Below are 13,329 nucleotides of genomic sequence, written 5' to 3'. Positions count from 1 at the left end.
CCCCAGTTATGGTCATCGAAAAGTCCCCACCCAGTTAGGTTGTGGTTGTGGCTTCTTCGGGTCGCACCAAGCCGGCTTTGAGCTTCTCCTTCAGGCGGTAGGAATGGCCGCGGATATTGATCGTGATGGCGTGGTGCAGGACCCGATCCAGGATGGCGGTGGCCAGCACCCGATCGCCAAACACCTCCCCCCAGGCGCCGAAGCTCTGATTGCTGGTGAGAATCATCGGCCCTTTCTCGTAGCGGCGCGAGATGAGCTGGAAAAACAAGTTGGCTCCAGTGCGGTCAATCGGCAGATAGCCGATTTCATCAATAATCAGTAACCGCGGGATGGTGTAGAGCTTCAACTTGTCCTCCAGCCGATTCTCCGTGAGCGCCCGGGTGAGCGTGGCAATCATGGCGGCCGCCGTCGTGAACAAGACCCGGTAGCCCTGCGCAATGGCTTTGAGTCCTAGCCCAATGGCCAGGTGGCTTTTGCCCACGCCGGGCGGTCCCAGGATCACGAGATTCTCGCCGTGTTCGATGAAATGACAGGTCGCCACCTGCTGAATCTGCTTCTTATCCAAGGAGGGTTGGTACGCGAAGTCGAAGGCGTCCAGACTCTTCACAAACGGAAACCGCGCGAGACTGGTGCGCATGGTAATGTTCTTTTCGGCCTTGGCGGCGACTTCTTCACTGAGCACCTGGTCGAGGAAGTCCGCATACGAGAGGTCCTTCGCCGCGGCCTCCTGTAAGAGCGCGTCGAGTCGTTCGCGGCTTGTGAAAAGCCGCAAGCGCGTCAACTGTTCGCGGAGTCGTTCGAGCTGGGCGGGGTTCATGGCTGCACCTCGTGCGCGTTCACGCGTCCGCACAGCGTCTCGTAGCAGGCCAAATCCCGGATCTCGACCTCCGGCAGGACCGCCGCCCATGGGGCCGACTCGCCTCGTGTCGACCGGCGCTGGCGTGCGATGCGCGCGATGGCCCCAGGGCCGTGTTCTGGCAGGATGCGGAATTGGTGGGTGCCAGCGAGGACGGGATGGCTGGCGACCTCGCGGTCGCGATGGAAGATGTGCACCATCTCGCCCCGTCGCTGTACCTCGACTCGCTGGCCGATGAGCCGGAAGGGCACGGAGTAGCGGTTCGTGTCCAGGCTGACGAGATAGTCTTCGGCCACGATGGCGAGACGCGCGCTTCCTGCTGGAAGCTGCGCTGCCCTGCCAACGGCACCAATTGCCCGCGCTCCCGCTCGAACCGCGTGATCGGCGGCTCATGTGTGGTCCCATGCAAGCGACGGTCGGCAATCGTCGCATTCCATTCGTCGAGCTGGGCTTGGAAGTCGACGACATCGACGAACGTCCGCCCCGGCAGGAAGTTCCGCTTCACATACTTCACGCCCGATTCGACTTTGCCCTTGGTCTGTGCGCGGTAGGGCCGACACACCCGCGGCTCGAAGCCCCAGTAGTCGGCAAACGCTTTGAAGGTCGGATTCCAGAGGCGCCGTCCGGTGTCATCCGCATAGCAGACTGTCCGCGGCCGGTCATACAGATGCTCACGGGTATGCCCGCCGAAATGGGCAAAGGCCCGCTCGTGGGCCTCGAGAAACTGCGCGAGTCGCTCGTCAGCACAGGCGTAATAGAACCCGCGTCGGCTGAAGCCTAAGGTGAGCACGAACACGTGCACGACCGAGGCGCCGGCGCGAAAGGGGACCAACGCTTGCCCCCAATCAATCTGACTTTGCTGCCCTGGCGGCGTCTCAAAGCGCAGCAGGGCCCGCTCCGCTTGCATCTGCACCTCACGCAGTGGTGCCACACACCGCTTGACCGTCTCGTAACTGCCGGTGTAGCTCCGGCTCGCCCGCAGCTCCTGGTAGAGAATCCGTGCGGAGTAATTGACCTGCGGGGCGCGGGCCCGCACAAAGTCGGCATGGGCGGTCAAGAGTGTCTCGGCGACCGCCACCCGGCGATAGGGCTGCCACGTCGTCTGCCGGACACTGCGACGCACGGTCTTGCGATCCAGGTCCAACCGCCGCCCGATCTCCGAAATGGATACCCGTTCCTCATGAAACAACCGTCGGATCTCCGCCCACCGCTCCTGATCCACCATGCACGCCTCCCCAAGTTGGTCCTGGACGCGCATGATCGTCGACGCTCCCGTCTCGTCAAGTCCCATCTCTCTCCTCCTTCGTTAGGATGGGTGGGGAGAATTCAATGACCACACCTGGGGATTATTGGATGACCCCTGACAGCGTGCGATGCATCTGGCTCCGCCATGATCTCGAAACGATGCGGAAACGATTGAAGGCGCTGGAAGCGAAGGTGGCGCAAGAAGGTCTGGTGCTCACCGATGCGCAAGTGGTGGCGCTCGAGAAGGCCACCGCGGATAAAGAAGCGCACGGGGAATTCGAGAGCGCATGTCCCGGCTACTGCGGCGCGCAGGACACGTTCTACGTCGGGACGTTGAAGGGCGTGGGCCGGATCTATCAACAGACCTTCATCGATACCTACAGCAAAGTCGGCTTTGCCAAGCTATACGACCGAAAGACGCCGGTGACGGCCGCGGAATTGCTCAATGACCGAGTCTTGCCGTTTTTCGAGCAGCACGACATTCCGCTGAACCGTGTGCTCACCGATCGTGGCACGGAATACTGTGGCGCGCCGGAGCGCCATGAGTACGAATTGTACCTTGCCGTGGAGAACATTGATCACACGCGCACCAAGACGCGGCATCCCCAGACCAACGGGATCTGTGAGCGGTTCCACAAAACGATGTTGAACGAGTTCTACCGCGTAGCGTTCCGGAAGAAGATCTATCAGACGCTGGAGGAACTCCAGGCCGACCTGGATGCATGGATACAGGAGTACAACGAGCAGCGCCCTCATCAGGGCCGCTGGTGCTATGGCAAGACGCCCATGCACACCTTCGTCGACAGTGTGCCGCTGGCCAAGGAGAAAATGTTAGCGGCCTAAACCCGGTGAGGACTCGCTGTCTGTCAGATGAAGTCTTGAGTTATACAGCTCAGGCGTGTGTCTATAGTTCCGAACTCAGCCCGGACAGTCGTAGTTCTTCAGCCATCCTTCTTTGGCAGTTCTTCTATGATGCACCGAGCCAAATTCATGAGTTCGCTAGTAACCCTCCATCCGTAAGTCAAAGCGTCGATTTTTAAATCGTACCGGTACAACCGCTGCGATCGGACTTGTGGATTGTCAGGTATCCATAGGGCCGTTGACCATAATTCGCCCTGCAATCGTTTCATATGTGCGTACGGCATTTCCCTTCCAATAGGGCAATAGTGTTGGAGGCAATCTCTATACTCCGTTATCATTTCGCCGTAGCTTGACCAACTCCGTTCCAAACGCATAGCTAATGATTCGGGAATATTCCGACAGTTCTTAATGGTTCTAGCGAAGGAACTCGGAACGCTGCCCTGTCCGCCCATAAACGTGTTCCAGAGGATAAATCGAGTACTATCGTACGTTCGTCGCGCGGCGGTTATAAGGGCCTCAAATTCGTAGTATGGTTCTGGATGACCACTGAAAATGAATTCATTGGAGCTTGGGTCACCAGGCAGAGGAAAATCGTAGGCTCCGGATGAAATGTCATTGTAAGTGAAAGCTAGTTCTTTACAGTGATAAATAACAGCTCCTATCAAATAGCTGATGTTGAATGTTTGAGAGAAAAAAAAGACCCCTTTTGTCAAAGCACTTTGTTCGAAGTTCGATTTCTGAATATCTAAGCTTTGCGTTTCTTCCTGAAATGGCAGCAACATTGCCCTTTCATACTCGCCGATCCCTCCTAGAATCGCCACTATGGGCCTTATCCCATACTTTTCGACTACTTCTTTCAATCGCCCGAGACTTTCTGAGCGAACATTGGAGTCCTTGTAAAAAAGCCCATCGATATTCCATAGCTTGATGCCTCCCTCAAAAACCACCGCAATCGTTCTCATACGAATATCCGCTACTTTACCTGCTGTAGCACTCAATTAGGCTGCACAATTTTACGACCGGGGGCAGACACATAGCACAGGGTCAGTATTGGGAACGCGAAAGTGCATAATCATCGAAGAAGCTGTAGAGCCTATAAGGGCCCTCTCAAAGAGGCTCAGCAGCGTTTAGGTAGGGTTAGTCTTCTGCTTCTTCTGCCTCACAAGACTCGGACAGTTCTTCCAAGAATTCCGGTTTAAGGTACCGCGCCATAGCAGTTACTTGAGGAATGCGGTCTCGTAGTACAGAAAAGGAAATAAACCTGCACATCTCTTTCATCGGCGGGGAAAGTCTCGAGAATGTCGGGCGATTCACCTCAAGAATAACCTTATTGCGACGCTCGTCTGGTGCGACCAAATAAAGGGGAATGTTGATGTTCGGTTGCATGGCGATTAGATCTGACATCCGCAACAGCCCTGAGTAAACTGATGTAGTACTCTCAATCTCGAACGCCGCTACAATTGCATTACCTTTAAGCCAGAGAACATCAATTAATTCAATTGTTCGATTTGTTGCTTCATCGAACTGCAATGGAAGATCCTTTTTTAGTCTTGGAAGATCCATAACGCGATGACCGTTTATTACCTTCCCGCGATCATTGCGTGCCACCCAGACTTCGAGACCCATCTCGCTCCCGAGCTTTAACAGGATCCACTGAATCTCATCGTGCGCTGTAGTTTCCTTTTCAACAAGTGCCAGCTGCAGCGGCGTTTCATCGGCTTCTGGGACGGTTACTGAACCGATTTTTGCTTTCAGCGCTTTAGGCCGATGGGCCAGATTATTATCGAAGGGGCGTGATACAGGATTTTTCTCCGCCTCACGCATGGCGGTAACAATGGCTTCCCCATCGGAAGCCTTCATCTTTGTCGGTGAACCCCGGAAGTGTCCAGTCCATGCCATTGGACTTTTAAGGTTGCTAAAAAATGTTAGTTTGTCCCTCATTTCTAGGACTGGCAGAGCGGTTTCTGGTGTCAAACTGACTATCATCTTGACCTTCACCCTTGAAGGAAAGTCTTCATCTTTCCATATCGGAGCAGAGTCCTTAAACGCGGATGAAGTCACCTCGAGGACTCCTATCCAACGTGAAAGACCCGTCAGATAGCAAAGTAGATAGTCGCCTGGTTTGATCTGCTGAACGGTTTTCCACCGCTTTTCGCGGAACCCAGAGACACTGGAGCCTGCCTTAATGAACTCTTGCCACGTGGTGAATGTGAACAGATCTAACCAATAGGCCCGAGACATAAGAAGCACCAATAAGGCCAGTGTGTGGAAATGCCGTACGTATGTAGCGTATTCCTGAGTGTGTTTCAATGAAGCAGAGCGGGTAAGGGTTTACTACGGAGGCAAGCGGTCGTAAAACGGTCGTATAGCAGACCGATTTTGATGCGTTTTCTTATCATTCCGTATCACTCTATACCGCACGCCAACTTATTGACAATTGAGGTAAAAGGCAGTGAATTCCACGCCAATTGGATAATTCCTAAATTGTATAACTCAAGACTTCATCTGACAGACAGCGAGTCCTCACCGGGTTTAGGCCGCTAACATTTTCTCCTTGGCCAGCGGCACACTGTCGACGAAGGTGTGCATGGGCGTCTTGCCATAGCACCAGCGGCCCTGATGAGGGCGCTGCTCGTTGTACTCCTGTATCCATGCATCCAGGTCGGCCTGGAGTTCCTCCAGCGTCTGATAGATCTTCTTCCGGAACGCTACGCGGTAGAACTCGTTCAACATCGTTTTGTGGAACCGCTCACAGATCCCGTTGGTCTGGGGATGCCGCGTCTTGGTGCGCGTGTGATCAATGTTCTCCACGGCAAGGTACAATTCGTACTCATGGCGCTCCGGCGCGCCACAGTATTCCGTGCCACGATCGGTGAGCACACGGTTCAGCGGAATGTCGTGCTGCTCGAAAAACGGCAAGACTCGGTCATTGAGCAATTCCGCGGCCGTCACCGGCGTCTTTCGGTCGTATAGCTTGGCAAAGCCGACTTTGCTGTAGGTATCGATGAAGGTCTGTTGATAGATCCGGCCCACGCCCTTCAACGTCCCGACGTAGAACGTGTCCTGCGCGCCGCAGTAGCCGGGACATGCGCTCTCGAATTCCCCGTGCGCTTCTTTATCCGCGGTGGCCTTCTCGAGCGCCACCACTTGCGCATCGGTGAGCACCAGACCTTCTTGCGCCACCTTCGCTTCCAGCGCCTTCAATCGTTTCCGCATCGTTTCGAGATCATGGCGGAGCCAGATGCATCGCACGCCCGCCGGGGAAATCGTCAGGGCCTGCTTGCGCAGTTCATTGGCCACGCGGGCCTGCCCCCAAGCCGGCTGCTCAATGGCCATCTGCACAATCACCTGCTCCACTTCAGGCGCCACCCGATTCTTGAGGAGGGGTTTCTGTCGCGAAATCTCTTGGAGGGCGGCCTCGCCGCCCGTGTCGTAGAGTTCTTTGAACCGATAGAAACTATCTCGGCTATACCCCATCAGCTGACAGGCTTTGGAGACATTACCGAGCTGCTTCGCCAGTTCCAACACGCCGACTTTGGCCTTGATGATCTTCTGCTCCGTCGTCATTGTCCTCGCTCCTTTCGAAAGAGGGAGGACTCTACCTGACTGTCAGTTTAAGTTCTAGCTTTCACAGCTAAATCGAGGGAAATCAAATCCCGGCTTTGGCACCAGGTAGCGCAAAATGTATTCGGCCACTGTAGTTGATGCACTAATCATGGCTTTCTGTTGCCGCCCAAATCCCGCAACGCCCGTTCGAGTCGCTTTCTTACCAGTTGTTCTACAAGCGACTTAATTTTCGGATCGGTCTTGAGCACATGCTCCATCATCTGTTGACCCATCGTTGCCGCTGACCGTAACAATCCCTGATCTATAGAGTTTCCAACAGCCTCGCCAATGGAGATGTCTCGCTTCTTGCGCTTTTTCTTTTTGCTCATCACACCTCCTGGTGCACTATTGCGTAAAGGCCCTGATCCCGGTTTTACTCCGGTCCCAGTCCCGGTTCTAAGTCCCGGTACTCAGTCACAGACTATAGTAATAAGCATCTCTAAGCCATCGTGTTTTCTCGGCTCACGTAGCAATCCATCACTCATCATCGTTACCAGTGGTACTCGGCTCAGAAAGACTGCAAACTGTCTTCGCTCAGACGGTCGTTGATGTGCTCGTAGCCGACGATCATGCGTTGGTTCGCGAGTCCGTACGGTACCTAATTGAATCATACTTCGATTTCCGGGTTATCGGCGAGGCAAGGAATGGAGCGGACGCGGTGAAACTGGCCCGTCAATTACGGCCGCAGATCGTGTTAATGGATTTCAATATGCCGATCATGGATGGCCCTGAGGCGGCACGGACGATTGCTCAAGAGATTCCGGGCGTCAAGATCGTCGGCATGTGATTTACTCACCGCGGTTTGCACGCGCGATGTCCTGTAAGGCCGCGACATACTGTTGCGTGGTCTCTTTGCAAAGGGCAAAACAGTCACAGCACGTGGCAGTGAGCCGGTCGTGGTCAACGATCGCAATGGTATGGCGGGTCTTCGCAACAATGCTCTGGCGTTGAAGGTCGTCTACCACATCGGTGATTGTTTTCAGGTCCAATCCCACCTGTGCGCCGAGAAAGTCTAGTGTAAATGGAAACGTTTCCAACCCCGTCCGATCCCAATGGGCCTTTAACCACCGCGCGAGACGTTGCTGGTGGGAATGGAAGCGGTTACAGCCTACGGAAATCACCGCATGGCGGAGCAGTAGGGCGTTGTACCGCTGTAACGCGCCTTGCAGGTATGGCAGGTCATGCAGCCGTGAAACCAGCTCCGGGGCTGGGACACGGACGGCCGGGCCGCCAATTTGGACAATCGCCAGACAGACGGCTCGTTCACTCCCTTGCACCACCGATGCCCCGCTAGAGCCTTCGGCTCCTGTGATCGTCACTTCGACGGTATGACGCTCGTCAAGGATGTCCGTCATACTAATGGCGGCGTGAAGCGGGAAGTACAAGTATTGGATCAGCTCTCCAGGCTGGTCAATGATATCGCCGAGATGAATATCGACCGATTCAAGATGAGGAAGAATGACCTCAGCCTCCTGAGGCGGCAGAAGCGCGAGGATGCGATTCGCAGCAAATTTGCTGGTGGCAGTCGTCACTGGATTCCTTTCTCAGGCATGCCCAGCAGTTTCGTCAGACGATTCTTGTCCGCTGGCTGATGGGGTGACAGGGTGAGAAGAGGCCTCATAAGCAGGCTACGCGATCAACTGGACAATTTACAAGAGCGCGGTTACGCCTGCCTATTAGCGCAACATCCCGTCGCTTGGGATTATCTATCCCGGTACTACCTTGCTAAAGGAGCTCGATTCTTTGAGGAGAGAAAAGAGTCTTCTCCGTGGCTTCTCTTAAACAGCGCACCTGGTTGTCTTGCTTCTTTCTTCGGTTACTGATCTTGATCTCCGCTCGAACAGACTTATCTGACCAGCGGCTGCTATACAGGTAAGATTCGCGTTCGAGGCGGTGAAAATGACCTTAAACACGGTGGAATGGCTGACCGGAATCTCCTTGCTTGCGCTCACCGGGCGGGCAATCTATATCTACATGGAATGGCACTGGCGGGCGCGGCAGATACGCGCAAATGACGCATGGCTTGCCCACCGGGAACGGGAACGCAAAGCGATTCAGGTTGATGGTAATTGAGCCACGTAAGGGAGCTTTAGCGAAGGCTCTGAGCGGAAGGCGGGACGCTCTTGAGGCTAGAACGCCGGATCACACCGCGCTGGGGAGAGCATATGAGGTGAGACGTGCGGCCTCCCGCGAGGAGGCCGCACGCTAGGCGTTACTTATCGATCTTGGTTTTTCCCGTCTCGGCATCGACATAGACTTTTTGGGTCTTCTTGTTGGCGTCTATGACCTCGACCTCGTAGACTGTCCGGCCGTCTTCCTTCCCAAGTTCGGCATCTACTGCTTTGCTACCCGGGACTGCCTTTACGGCAGTACGCACGGCGTCTTCCATCGTGATCTTCGCCGTCGCGATCAATTCCTTATTGGTCTCGAACAGTGCCCACGCGGGACTGGACATGACCCCGGAAAGCAATGCGATGGCTAAAAGTTTTTTCGTCATTTCGCCTCCTTTAGGTGAATTAATCACCATGCCAGCGCCCTCGGCAAGAAATAACCGTGGGTCCGCCGTTGGTGTTGCTTAATCGTATACTGGCTGCAAACCCCCGTGGACTAGGCGTATCTCTAGAATTAGCGTGTCATGCCGAGGGTGGCATGAAAGCAGCGGGGCCGCTTTTTGTAATTTCCATATATTGTCTTCCGGCGACTGTATGAGCTAGCAAGGAGATTGCCGATTATGTAAAGGTGACGCAAGCACCCCACCGACCTTCTCATTGTGCTTGGCGACGAGACAGACGGCACCAATGTAGGTTACCGATTGCACAGTGGAAGAGAATCGCCCGGGCCGGCCTTCACGGCGCTGTTATCGTCTCCATGGTGTCGGAACCAGTGCGGGCCCAAAGGGCTGAGATGGAGCCATGATATCGGGTGCAGATCGCGGCATACCCATCGGTGTATTACCGACCGGTGTACGATCCATTGGTGTATTAAATATCGTGAGGCTCTCCTGCATCATCCCGGCCGGTTCATTGAACCGGCGCTGTGGGGTGCCGATCTCAGGATTGGTAAAGACCGTCCCTGTATTCTTTCGGCTCTCGAGGTACTCCTCGATATTATTCGGACTCGTCCCGAAGACCGTGCTCGACGTGTCGCCTCTTTTGTAGGACTGGTTCATCTGCGCAAAGACTGAACCATTGAAAATGACGGTAAGGATGACTAAGAGTGGCATCATGGTGTACCTCCTTGTCTCCATTTCAGTCTGATACAGCTTACCTACGCGCTTGCTGAAGTCTATTCAATTTAATTCATTTGGTTTTCACTACCAGGTCATCGAGCCACCAGCACCAGCGCCACTTTTATTCCAGTGTCTATGGCATGCTCCAAATGATCTGTCCGTTGCGATCGGTCAGTTTTATGACGGTTCGCTCGTCAGGGGTGAGGTATAGCCTTCGATTGCCATCCCGACTCGTCAGCACCAACCCGACCTCTCCGTTTTGATCGAGCCCCAAGCCTGCCCGTGCCTTGCCCGATGGGTCGAGCAAGAGAAACTCCTCGGCATTAACGCTATTGGCCTTTTCCGCAGTAGCCGGCGAGGGAGCCAGCCACCGATCCCCCAATATTCCGCCAATACAACCCCCAATCAACGTCACGACGATTAACAACCCAAATTGCTTGTGACTCACGGCTCATCCTTTCCGGTCGGCACACCGTTCTCGCTGGTGTGATTGCTCGACCTCGATCTCTCCCACGACTATGTGCAACCTGCTTAACACCTATGTGGTCTAAATAGGGGGATCTTCGAAGACCAAGCCAAGGTAAAACCATTCTAAATCGACTCTCAAGGCTTAGGCAGTGTATATAGTCTTATCGATTTTCGAACGCAGTTTCCGTCCAAATATGGGACGCCGCCTTCTAACGCTGCGGGTAAGCCATTCTCTAAGGAGATAAATATGGATGCAGGTTTTTGGCACGAAAGATGGGAAACCAACGACATTGCTTTTCACAAAAAGGAAGCCAACCCGCTCCTGGTCAGATGCTTCGCCGCGCTTTCATTGTCGAAGGGTAGTCGTGTCTTTGTACCATTGTGCGGCAAGACCCTGGATATTCATTGGTTACTTTCTGAAGGCTTTCGTGTAGCCGGCGCGGAGCTGAGCAAGGTAGCCATTGAGCAATTATTTACGGAACTCGGCGTGGAGCCGAAAGTATCGCGTGACGGTGAAGTAGATCACTACAGCGCGGCCAATATCGACGTGTTTGTTGGTGACATATTTCAACTGTCCAGCGACGTCCTTGGCCCGGTCGATGCCGTTTATGACAGGGCCGCTTTAGTTGCGTTGCCGGAAGAAGTACGAAAGCGATACACGGCACATTTAACGGCGCTTACGAGCGACGCGCCGCAACTGCTCATTACCTATGAGTACGACCAAAGCCTGATGGAAGGCCCTCCTTTTTCCATCAACAACGAGGAAGTCAATAGACATTATAGAGAAAGTTACGAGGTGAGTATGATCTTAAGTGCAGATGTGCCTGGTGGTTTGAAGGGAAAATGCGCGGCAAAGGAGAATGTCTGGCTGCTACGGGAAAAGTAACTTCACTTCGCTTAAAGAAAAGGGACCAATTCGATATCATGGGGGAACCCGGCGTGGATCGAATGTTGCTGTTTCTCGCTCTCGCAGGTGCACGAAAAGCGGTGGTGAGCTTCCTGCTCGGGGGATTCTTCACCGTCCTGCTCACGGTTCCGGCGACGGGGAACGAGTTTTCGCCGTCGTCGGTCGCGAAGGGAGTGCTCTTGGTGGCCAGCCCGATGCTGAATGATCCGAACTTCCGTCAAGCCGTGTGCTCATCATGGAGCACGGGTCGGAGGGAACAACCGGACTCATTCTGAATCGGTCCACGAACATCCTCCTGTCGGAGGCATTACCGCAGCTCACCGTGCTCAAGGGAAGTAACCACCGGTTGTTTGTGGGAGGGCCGGTAGAACCATCCCGCCTGCTCCTGCTGTTCCGCCTCAAGGAGCCTCCAACAGACGCGCGGGCGGTCATCGACGGAGTTTATGTGGGTGGCACACCGGCGGTTCTGGAACGCATCATCACACAGGCCCGTCCCACCGAGACCTTCCGGGCTTTTGCCGGATCCGCCGGGTGGGCTCCGGGGCAACTGACATTTGAAATGCTCCAAGGAGCGTGGGCAACCCTGCCGCCTGAATCGTTCGACATCTTTGATAAGGATCCAGCCACGCTCTGGCAGGACTGTCTCAGCCGCCTTCAGGCGCCCAGAGTCATTTCTCATTAGGGATAGCCGCCAGTACAACGATTCCTTCGAGCCTGCTGATTGCATTTGTCTCCGCGCAGCGGATATCTCGCAAGGGTTCCCCTTGAAGAGCGTTCCCGCCTCGGGTAGATTTCTTATCATGAGCCGCAACCGCCGAGTCAGAGCCCACACATCATCGCCAAGCAGGATGCCAAGACCTTGATTGCGTTGAAGCTCAGGAAGCCGATCTTTTTCGCGCTCTTGGTTTCCACGGTCCTATCCGGCTGCGCTCTGACCCGCGAACCGACCCGCACACCGAGAACAGCTATGGAGCAATTGCTGCTGGCACAGGCCATCACACGCAGCCTGAATCATCTTGTCGTCCCGGTACCCTTACGGCAGCCGGTCGTCGTTGAGCTGGCGGGTTTCCCACAGGACCGATCGATCCTACAGAGGACGTTTGCCGTCCCACAAGCGCCGACTACCAGTCCAGATGACCTGCCGGTCATTCGCCAGCAGGCCTCCGATCTGCCTGTCGTGCAAGGAAAGCTCGAGGCTCGTCTGGGGGAACTGGGGTTGATGCTGCGCACGCGTCGCGAGGAGGCCCGGTATTTTCTGCGTGCCGTCGTGGAAGCCCTTGGGACAGAGCAGGGAGAAACGTTTTTCGGCATGCCGCCGGTCCAGAGCGTGCTGATACCGTTCTCGTTGCCGGAGCTCACCCTATACAAGGCGCAACGACAACGAGCCTATGCCCGCTTCACGATGGACGTCTACGATGCCCACACCGGCGAACTCGTACGATCGACTTCCTGGTATGAAGGGTCGGCGTTCTACAATCAATACACGGTCTTGTTCTTCTTCACATTCGAGGGGTCGGACTTAACTGCGATACCGTAGGTCCATGCACTCAGCATTCTGGCGGCTAACAAAAGGGGTCACACCGAACATGCGTGTGTGGAGTCGATGGAGTCTCGCACTGATCATGGCGACGTTCTTCTTGGGCTGTACGACGGATTTGCATCGCGTTTACACGGACGGCTCGTTTAGAGCCATCCCCGGAGAGCGCACTGGGGTCTTCGTATGGGCGGAGGATGCCGTCCTGCGCGAGACGGTGCAAACATGGTTACGGAACCAGGGACTCGCCATCCTTGATCGAGCACTGCCTGGCCAGGGGGCGGAATCTTGTCAGGATTGCCAATTACAAGCCGTGCTGGCCCATGCTAAATTATTGAAAGCGGAACAAGTGGTATTTGCGCGCTTCTCACGGAATCACAACCCCGATGAACTGGCGGTCTCCATACGAGCTCTGTCCGTGCAAAAAGAAGAGGAACTGTGGAAGGGTACGGCGCGAGAAAGCTTTCCCACCGATATCGCGGGCGAACAATTACGAACGAACCTCGTCTTACTGACTTGCCACGCGCTCGCGACGGTATGGAGATATCGTCCTGCCGGGTATCTGAGAACAGCCTCGATGGACTACTGTTACTATCATTTGTGATCGTATGCGTCTGATAAAG

17 protein-coding genes and 2 pseudogenes are annotated in these 13,329 nt (G+C 54.9%); 8 read left to right on the top strand and 11 right to left on the bottom strand.

Features of this window, described 5'->3' with window-relative positions; all coding sequences use genetic code 11:
- Nucleotides 1-34: 34 nt before the first annotated feature.
- The 3 genes and pseudogenes from istB to istA form a co-directional block, all read right to left on the bottom strand.
- Nucleotides 35-817 carry an IS21-like element helper ATPase IstB gene (istB, locus tag ACWGXE_RS18365; RefSeq protein WP_447599474.1) on the bottom strand — a complete coding sequence of 261 codons (783 nt, stop codon included), beginning with the start codon at nucleotides 815-817 and terminating at the stop codon, nucleotides 35-37.
- Entirely contained in the window at nucleotides 814-1,152 is a 339-nt protein-coding gene (locus ACWGXE_RS18360) for a Mu transposase domain-containing protein (protein WP_447603793.1), read from the bottom strand. The genes istB and ACWGXE_RS18360 overlap by 4 nt, the downstream gene beginning before the upstream one ends.
- Before the next feature lie 101 nt (nucleotides 1,153-1,253).
- Nucleotides 1,254-2,081 (bottom strand): annotated as a pseudogene (gene istA, locus ACWGXE_RS18355) (IS21 family transposase); the annotation flags it as partial.
- Between the two features lie 125 nt (nucleotides 2,082-2,206).
- Between istA and ACWGXE_RS18350 the strand changes: the two are divergent.
- Nucleotides 2,207-2,944: pseudogene (locus ACWGXE_RS18350) on the top strand (integrase core domain-containing protein); the annotation flags it as partial.
- A gap of 98 nt (nucleotides 2,945-3,042) precedes the next feature.
- Here the strand turns inward: ACWGXE_RS18350 and ACWGXE_RS18345 are convergent.
- The 4 genes from ACWGXE_RS18345 to ACWGXE_RS18330 all read right to left on the bottom strand — a co-directional run bounded on the left by ACWGXE_RS18345 (nucleotide 3,043) and on the right by ACWGXE_RS18330 (nucleotide 6,897).
- Nucleotides 3,043-3,924, bottom strand: a complete 882-nt coding sequence (locus tag ACWGXE_RS18345) for a hypothetical protein (RefSeq protein ID WP_447599473.1) — start codon at nucleotides 3,922-3,924, stop codon at nucleotides 3,043-3,045.
- Nucleotides 3,925-4,099: 175 nt separating this feature from the next.
- A complete protein-coding gene (locus tag ACWGXE_RS18340) occupies nucleotides 4,100-5,023 on the bottom strand; it encodes a hypothetical protein (RefSeq protein WP_447599472.1) in 924 nt (307 codons plus the stop codon).
- Between the two features lie 471 nt (nucleotides 5,024-5,494).
- Nucleotides 5,495-6,529 carry an IS481 family transposase gene (locus tag ACWGXE_RS18335; protein ID WP_447598420.1) on the bottom strand — a complete coding sequence of 345 codons (1,035 nt, stop codon included), beginning with the start codon at nucleotides 6,527-6,529 and terminating at the stop codon, nucleotides 5,495-5,497.
- A gap of 146 nt (nucleotides 6,530-6,675) precedes the next feature.
- Nucleotides 6,676-6,897 (bottom strand): hypothetical protein, encoded by a 222-nt coding sequence (locus ACWGXE_RS18330; RefSeq protein ID WP_447599470.1) that lies wholly within the window; start codon nucleotides 6,895-6,897, stop codon nucleotides 6,676-6,678.
- 221 nt (nucleotides 6,898-7,118) lie between these two features.
- Here ACWGXE_RS18330 and ACWGXE_RS18325 point away from each other — a divergent pair, with 221 nt between their 5' ends.
- Nucleotides 7,119-7,355, top strand: coding sequence for a response regulator (locus ACWGXE_RS18325; RefSeq protein ID WP_447599469.1), 237 nt, complete (start codon nucleotides 7,119-7,121; stop codon nucleotides 7,353-7,355).
- Between the two features lies 1 nt (nucleotide 7,356).
- On the opposite strand, the gene ACWGXE_RS18320 is transcribed toward ACWGXE_RS18325, so the two are convergent.
- Nucleotides 7,357-8,100: a Crp/Fnr family transcriptional regulator gene (locus ACWGXE_RS18320; protein WP_447599468.1), complete on the bottom strand. Its 744-nt coding sequence runs from the start codon at nucleotides 8,098-8,100 to the stop codon at nucleotides 7,357-7,359.
- Between the two features lie 367 nt (nucleotides 8,101-8,467).
- Between ACWGXE_RS18320 and ACWGXE_RS18315 the strand changes: the two genes are divergently transcribed.
- The gene (locus ACWGXE_RS18315; protein WP_447599467.1) at nucleotides 8,468-8,641 is read left to right on the top strand and encodes a hypothetical protein; all 174 of its coding nucleotides are present in this window, start codon (nucleotides 8,468-8,470) and stop codon (nucleotides 8,639-8,641) included.
- 139 nt (nucleotides 8,642-8,780) lie between these two features.
- Here the strand turns inward: ACWGXE_RS18315 and ACWGXE_RS18310 are convergent, their stop codons facing one another.
- From ACWGXE_RS18310 to ACWGXE_RS18300, 3 genes are all read right to left on the bottom strand, one after another.
- Entirely contained in the window at nucleotides 8,781-9,065 is a 285-nt protein-coding gene (locus ACWGXE_RS18310; RefSeq protein ID WP_447599465.1) for a PepSY domain-containing protein, read from the bottom strand.
- Between the two features lie 360 nt (nucleotides 9,066-9,425).
- Nucleotides 9,426-9,794: a hypothetical protein gene (locus ACWGXE_RS18305; RefSeq protein ID WP_447599464.1), complete on the bottom strand. Its 369-nt coding sequence runs from the start codon at nucleotides 9,792-9,794 to the stop codon at nucleotides 9,426-9,428.
- A 136-nt stretch (nucleotides 9,795-9,930) separates the two neighbouring features.
- Nucleotides 9,931-10,245 carry a hypothetical protein gene (locus ACWGXE_RS18300; protein ID WP_447599463.1) on the bottom strand — a complete coding sequence of 105 codons (315 nt, stop codon included), beginning with the start codon at nucleotides 10,243-10,245 and terminating at the stop codon, nucleotides 9,931-9,933.
- Between the two features lie 267 nt (nucleotides 10,246-10,512).
- Here ACWGXE_RS18300 and tmpT point away from each other — a divergent pair, with 267 nt between their 5' ends.
- From tmpT to ACWGXE_RS18275, 5 genes are all read left to right on the top strand, one after another.
- Nucleotides 10,513-11,151, top strand: coding sequence for a thiopurine S-methyltransferase (gene tmpT / locus ACWGXE_RS18295; RefSeq protein ID WP_447599462.1), 639 nt, complete (start codon nucleotides 10,513-10,515; stop codon nucleotides 11,149-11,151).
- Between the two features lie 38 nt (nucleotides 11,152-11,189).
- Nucleotides 11,190-11,447, top strand: coding sequence for a hypothetical protein (locus tag ACWGXE_RS18290; RefSeq protein WP_447599461.1), 258 nt, complete (start codon nucleotides 11,190-11,192; stop codon nucleotides 11,445-11,447).
- On the top strand, nucleotides 11,408-11,854 hold the full coding sequence (locus ACWGXE_RS18285; RefSeq protein ID WP_447599460.1) for a YqgE/AlgH family protein: 447 nt from the start codon (nucleotides 11,408-11,410) through the stop codon (nucleotides 11,852-11,854). Before ACWGXE_RS18290 ends, ACWGXE_RS18285 begins: the two co-directional genes overlap by 40 nt.
- Before the next feature lie 177 nt (nucleotides 11,855-12,031).
- Nucleotides 12,032-12,709, top strand: a complete 678-nt coding sequence (locus ACWGXE_RS18280; RefSeq protein ID WP_447599459.1) for a hypothetical protein — start codon at nucleotides 12,032-12,034, stop codon at nucleotides 12,707-12,709.
- Nucleotides 12,710-12,758: 49 nt separating this feature from the next.
- Nucleotides 12,759-13,310: a hypothetical protein gene (locus ACWGXE_RS18275; RefSeq protein WP_447599458.1), complete on the top strand. Its 552-nt coding sequence runs from the start codon at nucleotides 12,759-12,761 to the stop codon at nucleotides 13,308-13,310.
- The last annotated feature ends 19 nt before the right edge of the window (nucleotides 13,311-13,329 follow it).

The organism is Nitrospira sp. Nam80, assembly GCF_965152575.1.
This window is presented reverse-complemented; position numbering and strand designations above follow the sequence as displayed.

Bases quoted from the DNA above. Each gene is read 5' to 3' on its own strand.
- istB (WP_447599474.1), bottom strand. From the start codon at position 817: ATGAACCCCGCCCAGCTCGAACGACTCCGCGAACAGTTGACGCGCTTG.
- ACWGXE_RS18345 (WP_447599473.1), bottom strand. From the start codon at position 3,924: ATGAGAACGATTGCGGTGGTTTTTGAGGGAGGCATCAAGCTATGGAAT.
- ACWGXE_RS18335 (WP_447598420.1), bottom strand. From the start codon at position 6,529: ATGACGACGGAGCAGAAGATCATCAAGGCCAAAGTCGGCGTGTTGGAA.
- ACWGXE_RS18330 (WP_447599470.1), bottom strand. From the start codon at position 6,897: ATGAGCAAAAAGAAAAAGCGCAAGAAGCGAGACATCTCCATTGGCGAG.
- ACWGXE_RS18315 (WP_447599467.1), top strand. From the start codon at position 8,468: ATGACCTTAAACACGGTGGAATGGCTGACCGGAATCTCCTTGCTTGCG.
- ACWGXE_RS18310 (WP_447599465.1), bottom strand. From the start codon at position 9,065: ATGACGAAAAAACTTTTAGCCATCGCATTGCTTTCCGGGGTCATGTCC.
- ACWGXE_RS18305 (WP_447599464.1), bottom strand. From the start codon at position 9,794: ATGATGCCACTCTTAGTCATCCTTACCGTCATTTTCAATGGTTCAGTC.
- tmpT (WP_447599462.1), top strand. From the start codon at position 10,513: ATGGATGCAGGTTTTTGGCACGAAAGATGGGAAACCAACGACATTGCT.
- ACWGXE_RS18290 (WP_447599461.1), top strand. From the start codon at position 11,190: ATGGGGGAACCCGGCGTGGATCGAATGTTGCTGTTTCTCGCTCTCGCA.
- ACWGXE_RS18285 (WP_447599460.1), top strand. From the start codon at position 11,408: ATGGAGCACGGGTCGGAGGGAACAACCGGACTCATTCTGAATCGGTCC.
- ACWGXE_RS18275 (WP_447599458.1), top strand. From the start codon at position 12,759: ATGCGTGTGTGGAGTCGATGGAGTCTCGCACTGATCATGGCGACGTTC.